This is a genomic window from Deferribacter abyssi (assembly GCF_049472655.1).
Taxonomy (GTDB): Bacteria; Chrysiogenota; Deferribacteres; order Deferribacterales; family Deferribacteraceae; genus Deferribacter; species Deferribacter abyssi.
In genome coordinates, this window is sequence record NZ_JAQNCS010000003.1 from 110,802 (window position 1) to 125,475 (window position 14,674).

The window sequence follows — 14,674 nt, forward strand, 5'->3', positions numbered from 1 at the left end:
AAAATAAAAAATAAATTTCAATATTTTGAACATACTTTTTAAAAAATTTTTTTATTTTTTACATATAAAAAAAGCGGCAAACAAATTGCCGCTTCTTACATACCTAAATAAGCCTTTTTCACCTCTTCATTGCTCAAAAGAGATTTTGCATCATCTTCCATAATTATACGCCCAGTTTCCATTACATATCCTCTGTCAGCAACAGATAAAGCTAAATGAGCATTTTGCTCAACTAGAAGTATTGTTGTCCCCTGTGAATTAATCTCTTTAATAATTTCAAAAATATTTTCTACAATAATCGGTGCTAAGCCAAGACTGGGTTCATCCAATAATAAAAGGACAGGTTTACTCATTAAAGCCCTACCAATGGCAAGCATCTGCTGTTCACCACCAGAAAGGGTTCCTCCAAGCTGATTTTTTCTTTCACGCAATCTCGGAAAAAGATCATATACCTTCTCTAAATCTTTTTCTATTTCTATCTTATCTTTTCTTAAATATGCTCCCATCAAAAGATTTTCATAAACTGTTAAATTAGGAAAAATTTGTCTACCTTCTGGTACTTGAACAATTCCTTTAGCAACAATCTTATCTGCAGATAAATGGGTTATATCTTTATTCAGAAATATAACTTTACCAGCAGCTGGTTTTAATATCCCTGATATTGTGTTTAGTGTTGTCGTTTTGCCAGCTCCATTAGCACCTATAATTGTAACAATCTCACCTTCTTTAATATGGAGGTCAATACCTTTTAATGCTTCAATATGACCATACTTTGTATGAACTTTCTCAAGTTTAAGCATTTGCAACCTCTTTACCAAGATATGCTTCAATAACTTTCTTATTATTACGTATTTGCTCAGGCAAGCCTTCTGCAATCTTTTTCCCATAATCCAAAACAACAATTCTATCTGAAATACCCATTACCATTTTCATATCATGTTCTATTAAAAAGACAGTTTTACTTAAATCTTCCCTTATTTTTTGAATCAAATTCATCAAATCAGAAGTCTCCTGTGGATTCATGCCAGCCGCAGGTTCATCCAAAAGTAATAACTCTGCACCTGTAGCAAGTGCTCTTGTTATCTCAAGTTTTCTTTGTTCACCGTAAGGAAGATTTTCAGCTTTTTCATCTTTTTTGCCTAATAAACCCATATAATCTAAATATTCCTCTGCCCTAATAATAGTTTTTTTCAATTCACGGTAAAAATACGGTAGACGTAATACAGAATGGAATACACTAAGCTTTCTACGAGAATGCATAGCAAGTATAACATTTTCTAACACTGTCAACTGATTAAACAACCTAATATTTTGGAAAGTCCTAGCAATTCCAAGCTTTGTAATTTCATGAGGCTTACTTTTGCTCAGTGATTTACCTTTAAATAATACTTCACCACTTGTAGGCGTATAAACTCCTGTAATCACATTGAAAATTGTTGTTTTACCTGCACCATTTGGTCCAATCAAACTCATAATTTCATTTTCTTTAATCACAAAACTAACATCATCAACAGCTTTCAATCCACCAAAATACATACAAACATTCTTTAGCTCTAAAATAACATCACCCATAGCTGCCTCTTAAACATTTACTCTAATTTTACCAAACAGGCCTTGAGGCCTAAAGACCATCATCACAATCAATACAACACCATAAGTCACCATTCTGTATTCAGAAGCAAATCTTAACAATTCTGGTACAGTGCTTAAAACAATAGCACCAGCAGCAGCTCCAGTTATACTTCCCATACCACCAAGAACAAGCATACACAACTGCTCTATCGATTTCATAAACCCAAAGTCGTTTGGATTTATATATGTTAAAAAATGTGCATATAAAGAACCTCCCAATCCTGCAAAAGCAGAACCTATTGCAAAAGCTAAGATTTTATAACGCGCAATATTTACTCCCATCATTTCTGCTGCAATTTCATCCTCTCTTATACTTCTTAGAGCAAGTCCATGCATAGAATTTTCAAAATTGTACATAAAAATTATACCAACAACTACAGCAACAAATGCAATAAAAAATGTTGTATATAAAGGTATAGCATAAAGTCCTAACGCTCTTCCTGCAAAAGGAGTATTCAAAATAACAACACGAACAATTTCACCAAATCCTAGTGTAGCAATAGCTAAATAATCACCTCTTAATCTTAAGATTGGAATACCTAGTAATGCACCCATAATACCTGCAAACAATGTACCGAAAGACAAACATACCCAAAAAGGCATATTTAACTTTAAAGCCAACAATGCTGAACCATATGCTCCAAGACTCATAAAAGCTGCATGCCCCAATGAAAGTTGTCCGGTTACACCCGTTATTAAATTAAGTCCCAATACAATAACAATATTAATACATGTCATAGTAGCGATTTGTAAAAAATAATCATTCTGTAAAAAAGCTAAAAAATCCATACGCTTCCCTCTATACCTTCTCTTTTGCAGTGGAGCCAAATAGTCCAGTTGGCTTAACAATTAAAATAATAATTAATATACCAAAAGCTATCGCATCTCTAAAAGAAGGAGATATAAAAGCAACTCCTAACACTTCTGCAAGTCCCAAAACAATACCACCAAACATTGCACCAGGAATACTACCGATTCCACCTAAAACTGCTGCAACAAATGCTTTTAACCCAAAAAGTAATCCCATCATCGGATCAATAGCTGTGTAATAGGTACCTACCAAAACACCTGCTGCTGCAGCAAGAGCTGAACCTATAGCAAAAGTAAAGCTTATCACTTTATCAGGATTAATACCCATCAGTCTTGCAGCATTTAAATTTTGAGATACTGCTCTCATTGCAATACCCATTTTTGTATTGTGAACTATATAATAAAGGCCGTACATTAAGCCTATTGAAACCAAAATTATAAAAATTTGCAATAAAGAAACAGAAATATCACCTACACTAAAAGTAATATTCGGAAAAAGTTTTGGATATGCTTCCCTTTGTGGTCCATTTATTAAAACTACAGTATTTGATAAGATAATCGAAGCACCAATAGCACTAATTAAAGCAGAAATTCTTGATGAATTCCTTAATGGTTTGTAAGCTACTTTTTCAACCAATACTCCCAAAATAGCGCTACACATCATAGCAAAAACAAGAACAACTACAAAATTCTTAAATAATAAGGTTGCAGCTATAAGCCCCAAAAAAGCACCAACCATGTAAATATCACCATGAGCAAAATTAATCAGCTTGATAATTCCATAAACCATAGTATAACCCAGAGCAATAAGTGCATAAACACTACCAACTGTTAAACCATTCAAAAGCTGTTTAATAATTATCTCTAACAATGTGATGCCTCCTAACAAAGAAATAGCCGCCTTTCGGCGGCTCTACATACTCTTTTAAACTACTTTTTTATTCATTAAGAAGTTTAAAATAGTATTTTCCATCTTTTTTATCAACCATTTGAATAAAAGGAACCTTCTTTGCATTACCTTCACTATCGAAGCTCATCTTACCACTTACACCCATAAAATCTTTAGTTGCAGCAAGAGCATCTCTCATTTTAATTCTTTGTTTTACATCTGTACAACTTGTAAGACCTGCTTTCTTCATAGCATTTACAAGAAGGTAAACCGCATCATACCCTTGAGCTGAAAACATATCAGCTTCTTTTCCTCTTTCTTTCATCTTTTTCACAAAATTCTGAACATTTTCAGCCTTAGCTTGTGGAGAAAATCCAGCATAAACAATAGAACCCAAAACAGAGTCACCACCTACTTTCCATAAATCTGGGGCAAGAAGACCATCACCACCTACCATAGGTGCTTTTAAACCTTGCTTTCTAGCTTCAAGCATAATCAAAGAACCTTCAGGATAATAACCTGTGAAAATAATAGCATCAGGTTTATGTGGCTTAATAGCTGTAATTTGAGCTGAGAAATCTGTATCACCATCGGAAACTGTCTGCTCAACTAAAATACTAGCACCATATTTCTTAGCAGCTTCTTTAAATATTCCTGATAAACCTACACTATAATCATTGTTAACGGAAGTGATCAAGGCAAAGTTTTTCCATCCAAACTTATCCATAATAAACTTGAGCGTAGCTGGAGCACCATCACTATCAAGCAATGTATCTCTAAACACAAAAGGTTTTCCATCTGTTACACCTTTTGCTGTTGCACCAGCAGATATCAATATAACTTTTGCTCTGTTAGCAATAGGGCCTATCACAAAAGTAGCTCCAGATGTAGGCTCACCAATAATTGCACAAACCTTATCCCTATTTATCAGCCTCTGGGTTGCAGCTGCTGCCTCAGCTTTATCACCCCTATCATCATAGTGAACAACACTTAGTCTTTTACCATTTACACCACCTGCTGCATTAATCTCATCAACCGCAAGCATAATTCCATCAAGTGTTTTAGTTCCATAAACTGCTAGATTACCAGTTTCTGGACCTACAACACCAATAGTAAGATCTTTACTTTTTGCAAAAACTGAAAAAGAAACAACCAAAACAAAACTTAATATTAGTAACGATAATTTCTTCATACATCCTCCTCAAAAATTTTTTAAATGTTTAAAATTGTGAACCATAACTTATTTTAAATTATAATGATTGTCAATTATTTTTTAACAAATATCTAACAAAACTTTATTTTTAAAACCTCATTTTATTAATATTTCATAATTTAATCATCTATAAATCATTTTACATCAAAACCATATTTTTTAAGTTTTATTAAATTTTATTAAATAATAATAAAAACAGCTTGACTAATTTTCATTTTGTTTTATAAACTGAACATATGACAATAGGTAAGAAAGTACAAGAGTTACGACAAAAAAAACAATTAACATTAAGACAGCTTAGCAAATTATCAGGTTGCTCTCTTGGATTTTTATCTCAAGTTGAAAGAGATTTGGTATCACCAACTGTATCATCTTTAAAAAAAATAGCTGATGCTCTTGAAGTAAACATAATGCACTTTTTTGACCAACCAAACAGACAACAGAAAGTTGTTGTAAGAAAAGATGAACGAAATAAACTTGTAAACCCCAAATCTAAGGTAACTTACGAACTCTTAAGACCACAGTTTTCAGACACTGAATTAGAAGCTCTTTATATGTATCTTGAACCAGGTGCATATAGTGGAAAAGAGCAGCATTCTCATAACGGTGAAGAGTTTGTAATTGTTTTAAAAGGTGAACTGGAAATCACCGTGGGAGATGAAATTTTTCATCTCAAAGAAGGTGATTCTGCAATTTACAAGTCCAATATGCCTCATAGTTGGAAAAATCCTACGGACAATACAACAGAGGTAATTTGGGTAAACCACCCACCAACATTTTAGATTTTATTTTTTTCTAACATTTCAGTATTTCTCAAAATTTGTTTTAAAATAGCAGCTTTTTCAGATTGTTTTTCAATACGTTTTCCTTCCAGCAAGTCATATCTAATAGAATTAGACAACTCTGATACTATATTTAAAATATCATCCACATCATGCTCTAATATTTTTTTATCTAATGATGCCTCATTGAACTCATCAATAAATTTACCAAAAACTCTCAAGACATCATGTGATGCAACCATTGATAGTTTTTGATTTATCAATTTCAACTTTATTATATCTTTTTTATTTAAATCTTGCTTTAAAAAAATTTCTTCGAGATATTTAAATAATTCGTTATAAATTGATACTTTTAGCTCTAAAATCTTTAAATTTTCTTCTTTTAATAGTTCTACTTCAGTTTGCTTATTCAACAAAATAGCTGTAATAAATATCGTTATAAGAGTTCCAATTAGTGCTGCTAAGATTTCTTGAGAATATGGAAAATCTACGTTTATTAAATAAAGGGCTTTTAATAAAAAATAGCAGCTAATACTTAAAATAATGGCTAAAGCAATAATCAATATATTTTTAGATGAAACCTTCATAATTCACCACGTATGATCAATTAAATGGTTTTAAAGGGGCTTCTTCTTTCCCCTTTAAAACCATTTTAAACAACACTTTAGTAACTATTCATCTTTATTAAAAGCTATAAACTTACTTCCTTGTCTTGTTACAACTTTTAAAGCAACGATATCACCTTTATTTATTTTATCATAAACTTTATAAAATTCATCTGAATTCTTAATTTTATGCCTATTAATCCACACAATTATATCACCTTTTCTAAGTCCAGCCTCATATGCATTAGAAGCTGGATCAACCGCAGTTACTTTCACACCACCTTCAATCCCTATTTCTCTTAATTTTTGTTGATCTAAATCTCCAACAACCAGCTTTCCTTCTCTCTTAATCTCACCCTTTGAGATAATAGTATCTTTTCTCTCACCAAGTTTAACTTTAATTTTTCTTACTTTACCATCCCTAATTACCGTTAAAGTAACATTTTCACCTGGATTTCGTTTACCTATCTCAATCACTAAATCTCTACTATCTTTAATAGGTTTATCATCAATCGCAATAACAATATCTCCAGCTTTTATTCCAGCTTTATCTGCAGGATCACCTTTAATTACATCTGCAATCAAGGCTCCTTCTGGTTTTTTAAGCCCAAAAGATTTTGCAAGCTTATCATCTAAAGGTTGTACTGTGACTCCTAACCATCCCCTTTTAACTTTACCAGCTTTCAATTTTGGCAACAACTCTTTGAGCATATTAACTGGAATAGCAAAACCTAACCCCTGTCCTGAAGGAATAATTGCCGTATTAATACCTACCACCTCGCCTTTTGTGTTTACAAGTGGCCCACCACTGTTACCTGGATTAATTGATGCATCAGTTTGCATAAAATTATCATAAGGACCTTCTCCAAGAACACGCCCTTTTGCACTAATAATTCCTGCAGTAACAGTCCACTCAAGTCCGAAAGGATTACCAATAGCAACTACCCATTCCCCAACTTCAGTTTTATCCGAATCTCCAAGGGTTAAAGGGTGCAATTCTTCATCTTCTGGATCAATTTTCAATAAAGCTAGATCCGTCAAAGGATCCTTCCCTACCACCTTTGCTTTAAATTCTTTCTTATCAGCAAGTTTAACAATAATTTCATCTGCACCATCTATAACATGATTGTTAGTTACAATATAACCTTTCTTATCTATTACAAACCCAGATCCAAGGGACTTAGACTTATATTCTTTTGGAACATCAAAATGTTTAAAATCATCACCAAAAAACCTTTTGAATAAATCATCGTTAAAGAAAAATGGTGAACTTTTTCTTTTCACAATTTTAGTAGTACTAATATTAACAACCCCATCTCTTGTCTTCTTCACAACATCAACAAAGGATTCAGGTGCACCAAAATAGGCAAAAATATTTACCGCAAACATCAATAACACACTAATAAACAAAATTTTCTTTCTCATTTAATAACCTCCTTTTTTATTAAATATTTCACTACATTTTCCATTTCAAAATAAGGTATTGTTCCAACTACAGTAAAAATATACCCTCTATAATATGATCTAAACATATAATTTCCTAAAACAATTTTCCTTATTGTTTGAACTTCTTTCACCCCTTTTTTCCAAAACACTGAAAAACTATTTAATCCATCACTGAAAAAAAGCTGATTTTCACCTTCTGGGTTTTTGCCATTATAAACTAGTTTAAACCCTTTGTAAAAATAACATCCAATACAATCTTTTGTTGGCTTTTTAATGAGTTTATCAGTTTTTAACAAATTTACCGTATAAGAATAGAGAAGTTTATTTGACAAGTCATAAACTTCATGTTTAAAAATTCTATTATCTTTGTATGTCCAAATGACATGATTAAACCTATCGTTAAAAACAGACGTATATTCATAAACACGAAATTGTAAATCGCCTTTTTTCTTTAATGACATTTTTTCAGAATAATATTCATTTGAAATTGAGCTTACATCAAAATAATCATTAACTAAATTAACCACTGTATTTTTTAAATATCTTTCTTTATATGTTTCTCTTTCAAAATCCAAGGTTATATAATGATGTTCATCAAGTGCAATTTTTATAGAGACAGCTTCTAAATTTGTATCTGTATAACCATTTTTTACAAGAATAATAAAAAACAAAGTTATAATAAATAATCGATAATCTATGAGCTTTATATTATTTTTCATAATTTACTTTGGACATATGTGAATCTAGATCAATAACCCTATTTTTTTCTAAATGTTCAGCCACATATTTTTCTAATTTATATTGCTCCACAATTTTTTCGCTACTAAGATTATTATATAAGTAAAAAGATACAACTAAAATAAAAAGCGCAGCAATAACACTAACCCACATAAAATAATTTTTCCTTTTACTATACGATACTTTCCCAGTATTTTTCTTAATTCTAGACATAATTTCTGTGCTTTTGTCATAATTATCTATATTCGTTGTAAAAGATGCTTTAATACTCTCTTTTAAAACTAAAATATTTTCATAGTATGTTTTACAATTATCACACAATTTGATGTGATTAATTAAATCATTTAATTCATTATCACTTAGCTCATTATCAACATACATCGAAATTATTTTACGATATTTTGTACAATCCATCTGCCAACCCCTGATTTATTAACCTTGTTTTAATAATTTGCCTAGCATTAAACAGTCTTGACCTTACAGTTCCCACAGGAATATTTAAAACTTCTGCAATTTCCTCATAACTCATATCCTCCACTTCTCTTAAAATAACCACTAAACGTAACTTATCAGGAAGCGATTCTACAAATTTTCTTACATACCTTTTCAATTCTTCTTTCAATAAAAGCTCTTCAGGGTTATTATCAGCCGCAATATTTTCAAAATAATCTGCCTTTTCATTTTCTTCATCATTATCATAATAAACATCCACATTTCTTTTACTTCTGTTCAAATGCCCCAGAGCCAAATTAATGGCTATTCTCTTTAGCCATGGATAAAATTGTGATTTATCACGCAATGTCTCAAGTTTTTCAAATGCTTTCATAAAAGCTTCTTGCACTATATCATCTGCAATTTCAGTATTTTTAACAAGTGCCAAAACCGCATTAAAAAGCTGCTTCTGATATTTTATTATCAATAATTCAAATGAATCAATATCGCCCTCTAAAACCGTTTTAACAATACTTTTATCAGACACACTTTCCTCCTTCATTCATTATGACACTAATATACACCAAAAGTTCATAATTTGAATATGGAATTATTGACACAACGAATATTTTAAGTTATAGAGACATTCTGCTAAGGTTTGGAGAGGTGTCCGAGTCTGGCCGAAGGAGCACGATTGGAAATCGTGTGTACCGTTAAAAGCGGTACCGAGGGTTCGAATCCCTCCCTCTCCGTTTCAACAGGATGGCTCGATGGGGCCTCTGCAATGGGTGCTACGTGAACCCCGCCAGGCCCGGAAGGGAGCAACGGTAGCGTAGTTTCCCATGTGCCGGAGTGTCCCTGTCGAGCCAGCTTAAATCAAAATTTATTGAGGAGTCATATATGCTCAGAGTCTTTAGAGAAAAAAAGAGATTATTAAGCATTTTCCTTTGGTTAGTAATCGCTGCTTTCATTGGTACTATTTTCTTAGTTTGGGGGATGGGAGGTAAAACAAAGCAAGCAAACTTTGCCATCAAAGTAAATGATTATGAAATAAGTTTCGCAGAATACCAAAAAGAATACGAAAACTTTTCAAATACACTTAAGGCTTTATTAGGAGGAAATGTTCCAGCTAATTTAGATATCACTAAACAGGTTGTAGATGGTATAATAGAAAAATATCTTTTGATAGATGAAGCTAATAAAAAAGGCGTTTTTGTTTCTGATGTAGAGGTATTTCATGAATTACAAAAAACTCCTTCTTTTCAAACTAATGGTAAATTTGATCCAAAACGGTATATGGAGGTTCTCAAATTAAATAGAATGACACCATCTCAATTTGAACGTTCAATAAGAGCTGACCTAATTGTTAATAAAATGAAATCACTTATAGAAAACAGCGTTTATGTAACTGAGAACGAGATAAAAAATGAGTACAACTATAGAAACACAGAAGCCAAAATAAGTTATATAAAAATTTCATCGAAAAAATTCAAAAATAAAGTACGATACACTGATGAGGAACTTAAAAATTATTATGAGAAAAACAAAGAAAATTACAGAGTCCCTGAAAAAATAAAAGTAAAATATATAAAATTTGATCCAAAACAGTTTAATTATAACTTCAAAATAAAAGAAGAAGAAATTGAAAAATATTATCTACAACACTCTAACGAGTTTCAACAAAAAGAAAAAATAGCTGCAAAACACATATTAATAAAGGTGAAAGACTGGCAAAATAAGACAGAAGTGGAAAATGCCAAGAAAAAAATTAATGATATTCTCAATAAATTAAAAAAAGGTGAAAAGTTTGAAGATTTAGCAAAAAAATACTCAGAAGATTTATCTGCTAAAAACGGTGGTGATTTAGGCTATTTTACAAAAGGTCAAATGATAAAAGAGTTTGAAAATGCAGTATTTAAATTGAAAAAAGGTGAAGTTTCAGATATTGTTAAAACACCTGTAGGATTTCATATTATAAAAGTTTACGATTATAAACCTGAGAAAAAATTAACACTGGACGAAGCAAAAAATCAAATTATTGAAAAATTAAAAACCTTAAAGAAAAATGCGGCCTTCAACGAATATGTGTTTAGCACATATAGAGACATTTTAAAAGCATCTAATATTACAGCTTATACTTTAAAAAATAAAAACATAAAAGTGTTTGAAACTGACTATTTTTCAATATTTGATAATATCCCACCAATTGGAAACAATATTGATCTGAAAAACAAATTATTTAAATTAGAAACCGCTGAAATTACAAATATAGTAGATATTCAAGGGATAAAATATATTTTTGAACTTGAAGATAGAAAAGACTCATATATCCCTGAGTTTAAAACGCTAAAAGAAGAAGTTACAAATGATTTTATAGATGATAAAGCAGTTGAGTTAGCTAAGCAGGAATCAGAAAACTTCTTAAAAAAATATAAAACTATTAATGAAATAGCTAACAATGAAAAATATTCTATAACAACAACCCCTTATTTCAAAAGGACTGAACCAATCCCTGATTTAGGTATTAACACCGATTTAGCACAAGATATTTTTACTAATAAAGGGAAATTATTATCAAAACCTTATGAAATCGGTGATAACGTTTATATTATATCGGTCATTGATGTAAAAACACCTAACTACAATAAGATAACTAATGAAGAAAAAAATGAAATTAAAAACTATATCAAAAGTATAAAACAAAATGAGGCTCTAAACAGCTATATCGAGGAATTAAAAAATAAGGCAAAAATTGAAATTAATCCATCAATAACAGCAAAATAATAAATATGAATGAAATGTTTTTTTTCTACGGCACCCTAAGATTAGGGTGCCCAATTTCAACAGTTATCTTAAAAACTGCAAAATATATTACAACTATATCCTTACAAGGAAAATTATACATTACTAAAGATAAGTATCCACTTTTTGTCCCAGGTAATGAAGGGTTAGTAATTGGTGATATATTTGAAGTACCAAAAAACCTTATAGAACAGCTAGACGAATATGAAGAAATAAAATCACCATATTCTCCTTACGAAAGGGTACAGTTTACTAAAAACAATATTACATTTTGGGTTTATACTGCTAAAAAAGATTTTTCAGCAAAGCTAAAAGAATTAAAAATTATCCCTTCTGGAGACTGGTTGAAATATCTCAAGCATCATAAAAAGAAATCACTTTTTCTTGCCTAAAACAACCGATTTTTTAATTTAAATAAAAATCATATAAACAATGTAGTTTTTTACCGATTGTACTCGATAAAAACAACAGGAAGAGGGACAAAACCTCTCCCTTATAAACTAACATAGAATTATTTAACTTCCTCAAATTCTGATGCTGGAGCATTACAAACAGGACATTTATCAGGTGGAGTATCCCCTTCTACAATATACCCACACACTTTACATCTCCACTTTTTCATAAGCCACCTCTAAAAAATTAAAGAGCCACGACTTCTTTAACTTCTGGAATCATCTCCTTGAGCCTCATTTCAATACCATGTTTTAAAGTCATTGTGCTAAAAGGACATGTCCCACATGCACCAGTTAATTGAACTTTAACAACACCATCTTCTGTTACATCAAGTAATTCTACATCACCACCATCAGCCTGCAATCCTGGTCTTACTTGGTCTAAAACTTCTTGAACACGCTCTTTCAATGTCATCAAAAACCTCCTAACTAACTAACTTTGATTTTATTTTTTCTTTCATTTCATCCACTATTTTTGGATCTTTTCCCATTCTTGTATAATAATCCTTCAAAGCTGCTTCAATAGCCTCTTCAGCCATCACAGAGCAATGAATTTTTGCAGGTGGTAAACCATCCAAAGCCTCAACAATAGCCTCATTCGTAAGCTCTAAAACTTCCTCTACTTTTCTACCTTTTATTAATTCTGTTGCCATTGAGCTTGATGCAATTGCAGCACCACATCCAAAAGTTTTAAATTTTACATCCTCAATAACACCCTCATCATTAATTTTCATATAAAGTTTCATAACATCACCACAAGCAGGATTACCCACTTCGCCTATAGCATTAGCATCTTCGATCTCTCCCATATTTCTTGGATTCATAAAATGATCCATAACTTTGTCACTATATGGTCCTTTTGCCATCATATCCTCCTAAAATATTACTTCTTATTATAATAAGGTGACATTTCACACAATCTATTAACTATACCTGGAGTAATCTCCAAGACATAGTCCACATCTTTCTCTTCAATATACTTTGACATAGAAAATGTCAATGATCCTGCACAAATATCATTGGGTACTCCCACCGCAGTTAAAACATGAGATGCCTCAAGCTCATCTTCATCTTCCGCCAAAATATTCGATGAACACGCCGAACCGCTTGCTGCACAAACACCTTTCAATGAATACCACATCAGCAAAGATTCTCCTTCAATATATTCAATCCAAAAACTTACATGCCCAGGTAATCTTTTCTCAGGATGCCCAGTAAAATGAAGAAAATCAAACATTTCTGCTAAACCATCCCATAATTTTTTTCTCAGTTTAATCATCTTTTCGCTGTATCCAGCCATTTCTTCTCTTGCAATTCTAGCAGCTTCACCCATCCCCACAATTGCAGCTACATTTTCAGAACCACTTCTATAACCTCTCTCCTGAAATCCACCATCAAATAAAGGAGTAATTTTTACTCCATCTCTAATATACAATGCAGCAGCACCTCTTGGACCATAAAAATTTTGAGATGCAATACTTAGAAGATCACATTGAAATTTCTCCACATCCACTTCCACATGTCCACAACTAGCTACTGCATCAACATGAAACAAAACCCCTGACTCTTTACACACTTTTCCTAACTCTTCAATTTCTTGAATTGTACCAATCTCCGGATTTGCATGCATTATAGAAACTAAAAGAGTATCTTTTCTAATATTTTTCTTCAAATCTTGCGGATTTACAAGACCTGTATTGTCAACTTTTAGTTTTGTCACCTCATACCCATAGTTTGTTAACTTTAATACAGTATTTTGCACAGAATAGTGCTCTATTTCACTAATAATAATATGTTTCTTATCTTTATACTCAGAATTACTAACAACTCCTTTAATGGCCAAATTATTTGATTCAGTTCCACAAGAAGTAAAAACAATATTGTCAGGTTTAGCATTAATCAATGCTGCTACATAACCCCTTGCATTTTCAATTGCCTCAAAAGACTCCCTACCAAGCGGGTAAAAATGCGCACTAGGATTCCCATATTTCTCACTAATAAAAGGTAACATTTTTTCAACAACTCTTTTATCAGGTTTCGTACCCGCCACATTATCCAAATAAATCATATCAAACTCCTCTTATTTAATTTCATCTAAAATCTGGTTTATTATTACTTTCAAATAGTCACCAACCAACGTTATCTTTTTATTATTTTTAAAATAAGAGACTTTTTCACTTTCAAGAGCATCCTGTAAGCTACCTACAAACCGTTCACTAAATATTTTATCATCATCAATCTCACACTCGCCATAAATATCAATTACAAACCCTGTTGAAACAGGAAGCATCCTCAACTCAAAATCTATTTCTAAATTCTCCTTTAAAAATAACAAATAATTTTTAAATATATGATCATTCTCTCTAATAAAGAAGTAATTAAAAGGCAGCATCTTATCAAATACCTTACATTCGCTTCTAGTAAATGAAAAAATATCTCTTGTTTGATTCAACAAATCATCAACTGCAGCTTTACCAAAAACAGCAGCAGGAACATTTATAATAGCAAAAACATCACTTTCATCTATATCAATCTGTTCTAAGCAATAAAGTATAGGCTCAGAAATATACGAAACATACCTTACCCCTCTAACAGTCCGAGAAAAATCAACAACTTTTCTTTCAAACCCTTTTAATCTTTCAATATATTTAGAGATATCACTTAAAACTATTAAAACATCATCATTAAATTTTTCTGGTATACTCTTAATATCTACAAAATCACTATTATCCATTGAATCTAAAAAACCTTGTTCTGTATATATGTTAGTTAATATTGATAACCCTCTATGGTTTAGTGTCTCAACTAACTCTGAAAGTAATAAAGAATCGTTCGCAAAAATTCCTACTTTTAACATAATTCATACCTTTTTT

The 14,674-nt window shown here is 31.5% G+C and carries 18 protein-coding genes, 1 tRNA gene and 1 other RNA gene; 5 read left to right on the plus strand and 15 right to left on the minus strand.

The features are described 5' to 3' along the window. Positions 1-95: 95 nt before the first annotated feature. The 5 genes from OWK30_RS02540 to OWK30_RS02560 form a co-directional block, all read right to left on the minus strand. Positions 96-800 (minus strand): ABC transporter ATP-binding protein, encoded by a 705-nt coding sequence (locus OWK30_RS02540; protein WP_423323292.1) that lies wholly within the window; start codon positions 798-800, stop codon positions 96-98. Beyond that, positions 793-1,572, minus strand: coding sequence for an ABC transporter ATP-binding protein (locus OWK30_RS02545; protein WP_423323294.1), 780 nt, complete (start codon positions 1,570-1,572; stop codon positions 793-795). The genes OWK30_RS02540 and OWK30_RS02545 overlap by 8 nt, the downstream gene beginning before the upstream one ends. A gap of 9 nt (positions 1,573-1,581) precedes the next feature. Next, positions 1,582-2,421: a branched-chain amino acid ABC transporter permease gene (locus OWK30_RS02550; RefSeq protein WP_423323296.1), complete on the minus strand. Its 840-nt coding sequence runs from the start codon at positions 2,419-2,421 to the stop codon at positions 1,582-1,584. Between the two features lie 10 nt (positions 2,422-2,431). Continuing rightward, entirely contained in the window at positions 2,432-3,313 is an 882-nt protein-coding gene (locus tag OWK30_RS02555; protein WP_423323298.1) for a branched-chain amino acid ABC transporter permease, read from the minus strand. A 67-nt stretch (positions 3,314-3,380) separates the two neighbouring features. Next, positions 3,381-4,523, minus strand: coding sequence for an ABC transporter substrate-binding protein (locus OWK30_RS02560; RefSeq protein WP_423323300.1), 1,143 nt, complete (start codon positions 4,521-4,523; stop codon positions 3,381-3,383). 257 nt (positions 4,524-4,780) lie between these two features. On the opposite strand from OWK30_RS02560, the gene OWK30_RS02565 reads away from it, so the two are divergent. Next, positions 4,781-5,326 (plus strand): helix-turn-helix domain-containing protein, encoded by a 546-nt coding sequence (locus OWK30_RS02565; RefSeq protein WP_423323302.1) that lies wholly within the window; start codon positions 4,781-4,783, stop codon positions 5,324-5,326. Here the strand turns inward: OWK30_RS02565 and OWK30_RS02570 are convergent. From OWK30_RS02570 to OWK30_RS02590, 5 genes are all read right to left on the minus strand, one after another. Then, positions 5,323-5,913 (minus strand): hypothetical protein, encoded by a 591-nt coding sequence (locus OWK30_RS02570; RefSeq protein ID WP_423323304.1) that lies wholly within the window; start codon positions 5,911-5,913, stop codon positions 5,323-5,325. The genes OWK30_RS02565 and OWK30_RS02570 overlap by 4 nt on opposite strands. An 84-nt stretch (positions 5,914-5,997) precedes the next feature. Beyond that, positions 5,998-7,356: a DegQ family serine endoprotease gene (locus OWK30_RS02575; protein WP_423323306.1), complete on the minus strand. Its 1,359-nt coding sequence runs from the start codon at positions 7,354-7,356 to the stop codon at positions 5,998-6,000. Then, positions 7,353-8,096 (minus strand): hypothetical protein, encoded by a 744-nt coding sequence (locus tag OWK30_RS02580; protein ID WP_423323307.1) that lies wholly within the window; start codon positions 8,094-8,096, stop codon positions 7,353-7,355. Before OWK30_RS02580 ends, OWK30_RS02575 begins: the two co-directional genes overlap by 4 nt. After that, complete coding sequence (locus OWK30_RS02585; protein ID WP_423323309.1) at positions 8,086-8,529, minus strand: zf-HC2 domain-containing protein; 444 nt, start codon at positions 8,527-8,529, stop codon at positions 8,086-8,088. The genes OWK30_RS02580 and OWK30_RS02585 overlap by 11 nt, the downstream gene beginning before the upstream one ends. Next, positions 8,507-9,094, minus strand: a complete 588-nt coding sequence (locus tag OWK30_RS02590) for an RNA polymerase sigma factor (protein ID WP_423323311.1) — start codon at positions 9,092-9,094, stop codon at positions 8,507-8,509. Before OWK30_RS02590 ends, OWK30_RS02585 begins: the two co-directional genes overlap by 23 nt. 113 nt (positions 9,095-9,207) lie before the next feature. On the opposite strand from OWK30_RS02590, the gene OWK30_RS02595 reads away from it, so the two are divergent. From OWK30_RS02595 to OWK30_RS02610, 4 genes are all read left to right on the plus strand, one after another. After that, positions 9,208-9,299 (plus strand) — tRNA-Ser (locus tag OWK30_RS02595). Between the two features lie 16 nt (positions 9,300-9,315). Next, positions 9,316-9,414, plus strand: an RNA gene (ffs, locus tag OWK30_RS02600) — signal recognition particle sRNA small type. A 33-nt stretch (positions 9,415-9,447) separates the two neighbouring features. After that, the gene (locus OWK30_RS02605; protein ID WP_423323313.1) at positions 9,448-11,331 is read left to right on the plus strand and encodes a SurA N-terminal domain-containing protein; all 1,884 of its coding nucleotides are present in this window, start codon (positions 9,448-9,450) and stop codon (positions 11,329-11,331) included. Between the two features lie 5 nt (positions 11,332-11,336). Beyond that, positions 11,337-11,741, plus strand: a complete 405-nt coding sequence (locus OWK30_RS02610) for a gamma-glutamylcyclotransferase family protein (RefSeq protein ID WP_423323315.1) — start codon at positions 11,337-11,339, stop codon at positions 11,739-11,741. 119 nt (positions 11,742-11,860) lie between these two features. Here OWK30_RS02610 and OWK30_RS02615 read toward each other — a convergent pair whose 3' ends face one another. Genes OWK30_RS02615 through OWK30_RS02635 form a run of 5 tightly spaced genes read right to left on the minus strand, consistent with a single transcriptional unit; the run spans position 11,861 to position 14,658 of the window. Continuing rightward, positions 11,861-11,971, minus strand: a complete 111-nt coding sequence (locus OWK30_RS02615) for a rubredoxin-like domain-containing protein (protein ID WP_423323317.1) — start codon at positions 11,969-11,971, stop codon at positions 11,861-11,863. Between the two features lie 17 nt (positions 11,972-11,988). Next, a complete protein-coding gene (locus tag OWK30_RS02620) occupies positions 11,989-12,210 on the minus strand; it encodes a NifU family protein (RefSeq protein ID WP_423323453.1) in 222 nt (73 codons plus the stop codon). Between the two features lie 16 nt (positions 12,211-12,226). Further along, entirely contained in the window at positions 12,227-12,667 is a 441-nt protein-coding gene (nifU, locus tag OWK30_RS02625) for a Fe-S cluster assembly scaffold protein NifU (protein WP_423323319.1), read from the minus strand. 17 nt (positions 12,668-12,684) lie between these two features. After that, a complete protein-coding gene (locus OWK30_RS02630) occupies positions 12,685-13,869 on the minus strand; it encodes a cysteine desulfurase family protein (RefSeq protein WP_423323321.1) in 1,185 nt (394 codons plus the stop codon). A gap of 12 nt (positions 13,870-13,881) precedes the next feature. Further along, positions 13,882-14,658, minus strand: coding sequence for a hypothetical protein (locus tag OWK30_RS02635; protein WP_423323323.1), 777 nt, complete (start codon positions 14,656-14,658; stop codon positions 13,882-13,884). Positions 14,659-14,674 lie beyond the last annotated feature (16 nt).

Excerpts from the sequence above, each read along its gene's own strand:
- OWK30_RS02580 (WP_423323307.1), bottom strand. The coding sequence starts at position 8,096 with ATGAAAAATAATATAAAGCTCATAGATTATCGATTATTTATTATAACT.
- OWK30_RS02630 (WP_423323321.1), bottom strand. The coding sequence starts at position 13,869 with ATGATTTATTTGGATAATGTGGCGGGTACGAAACCTGATAAAAGAGTT.
- OWK30_RS02605 (WP_423323313.1), top strand. The coding sequence starts at position 9,448 with ATGCTCAGAGTCTTTAGAGAAAAAAAGAGATTATTAAGCATTTTCCTT.
- OWK30_RS02575 (WP_423323306.1), bottom strand. The coding sequence starts at position 7,356 with ATGAGAAAGAAAATTTTGTTTATTAGTGTGTTATTGATGTTTGCGGTA.
- OWK30_RS02570 (WP_423323304.1), bottom strand. The coding sequence starts at position 5,913 with ATGAAGGTTTCATCTAAAAATATATTGATTATTGCTTTAGCCATTATT.
- OWK30_RS02610 (WP_423323315.1), top strand. The coding sequence starts at position 11,337 with ATGAATGAAATGTTTTTTTTCTACGGCACCCTAAGATTAGGGTGCCCA.
- OWK30_RS02545 (WP_423323294.1), bottom strand. The coding sequence starts at position 1,572 with ATGGGTGATGTTATTTTAGAGCTAAAGAATGTTTGTATGTATTTTGGT.
- OWK30_RS02540 (WP_423323292.1), bottom strand. The coding sequence starts at position 800 with ATGCTTAAACTTGAGAAAGTTCATACAAAGTATGGTCATATTGAAGCA.
- nifU (WP_423323319.1), bottom strand. The coding sequence starts at position 12,667 with ATGGCAAAAGGACCATATAGTGACAAAGTTATGGATCATTTTATGAAT.
- OWK30_RS02585 (WP_423323309.1), bottom strand. The coding sequence starts at position 8,529 with ATGGATTGTACAAAATATCGTAAAATAATTTCGATGTATGTTGATAAT.
- OWK30_RS02615 (WP_423323317.1), bottom strand. The coding sequence starts at position 11,971 with ATGAAAAAGTGGAGATGTAAAGTGTGTGGGTATATTGTAGAAGGGGAT.
- OWK30_RS02550 (WP_423323296.1), bottom strand. The coding sequence starts at position 2,421 with ATGGATTTTTTAGCTTTTTTACAGAATGATTATTTTTTACAAATCGCT.
- OWK30_RS02560 (WP_423323300.1), bottom strand. The coding sequence starts at position 4,523 with ATGAAGAAATTATCGTTACTAATATTAAGTTTTGTTTTGGTTGTTTCT.
- OWK30_RS02635 (WP_423323323.1), bottom strand. The coding sequence starts at position 14,658 with ATGTTAAAAGTAGGAATTTTTGCGAACGATTCTTTATTACTTTCAGAG.
- OWK30_RS02565 (WP_423323302.1), top strand. The coding sequence starts at position 4,781 with ATGACAATAGGTAAGAAAGTACAAGAGTTACGACAAAAAAAACAATTA.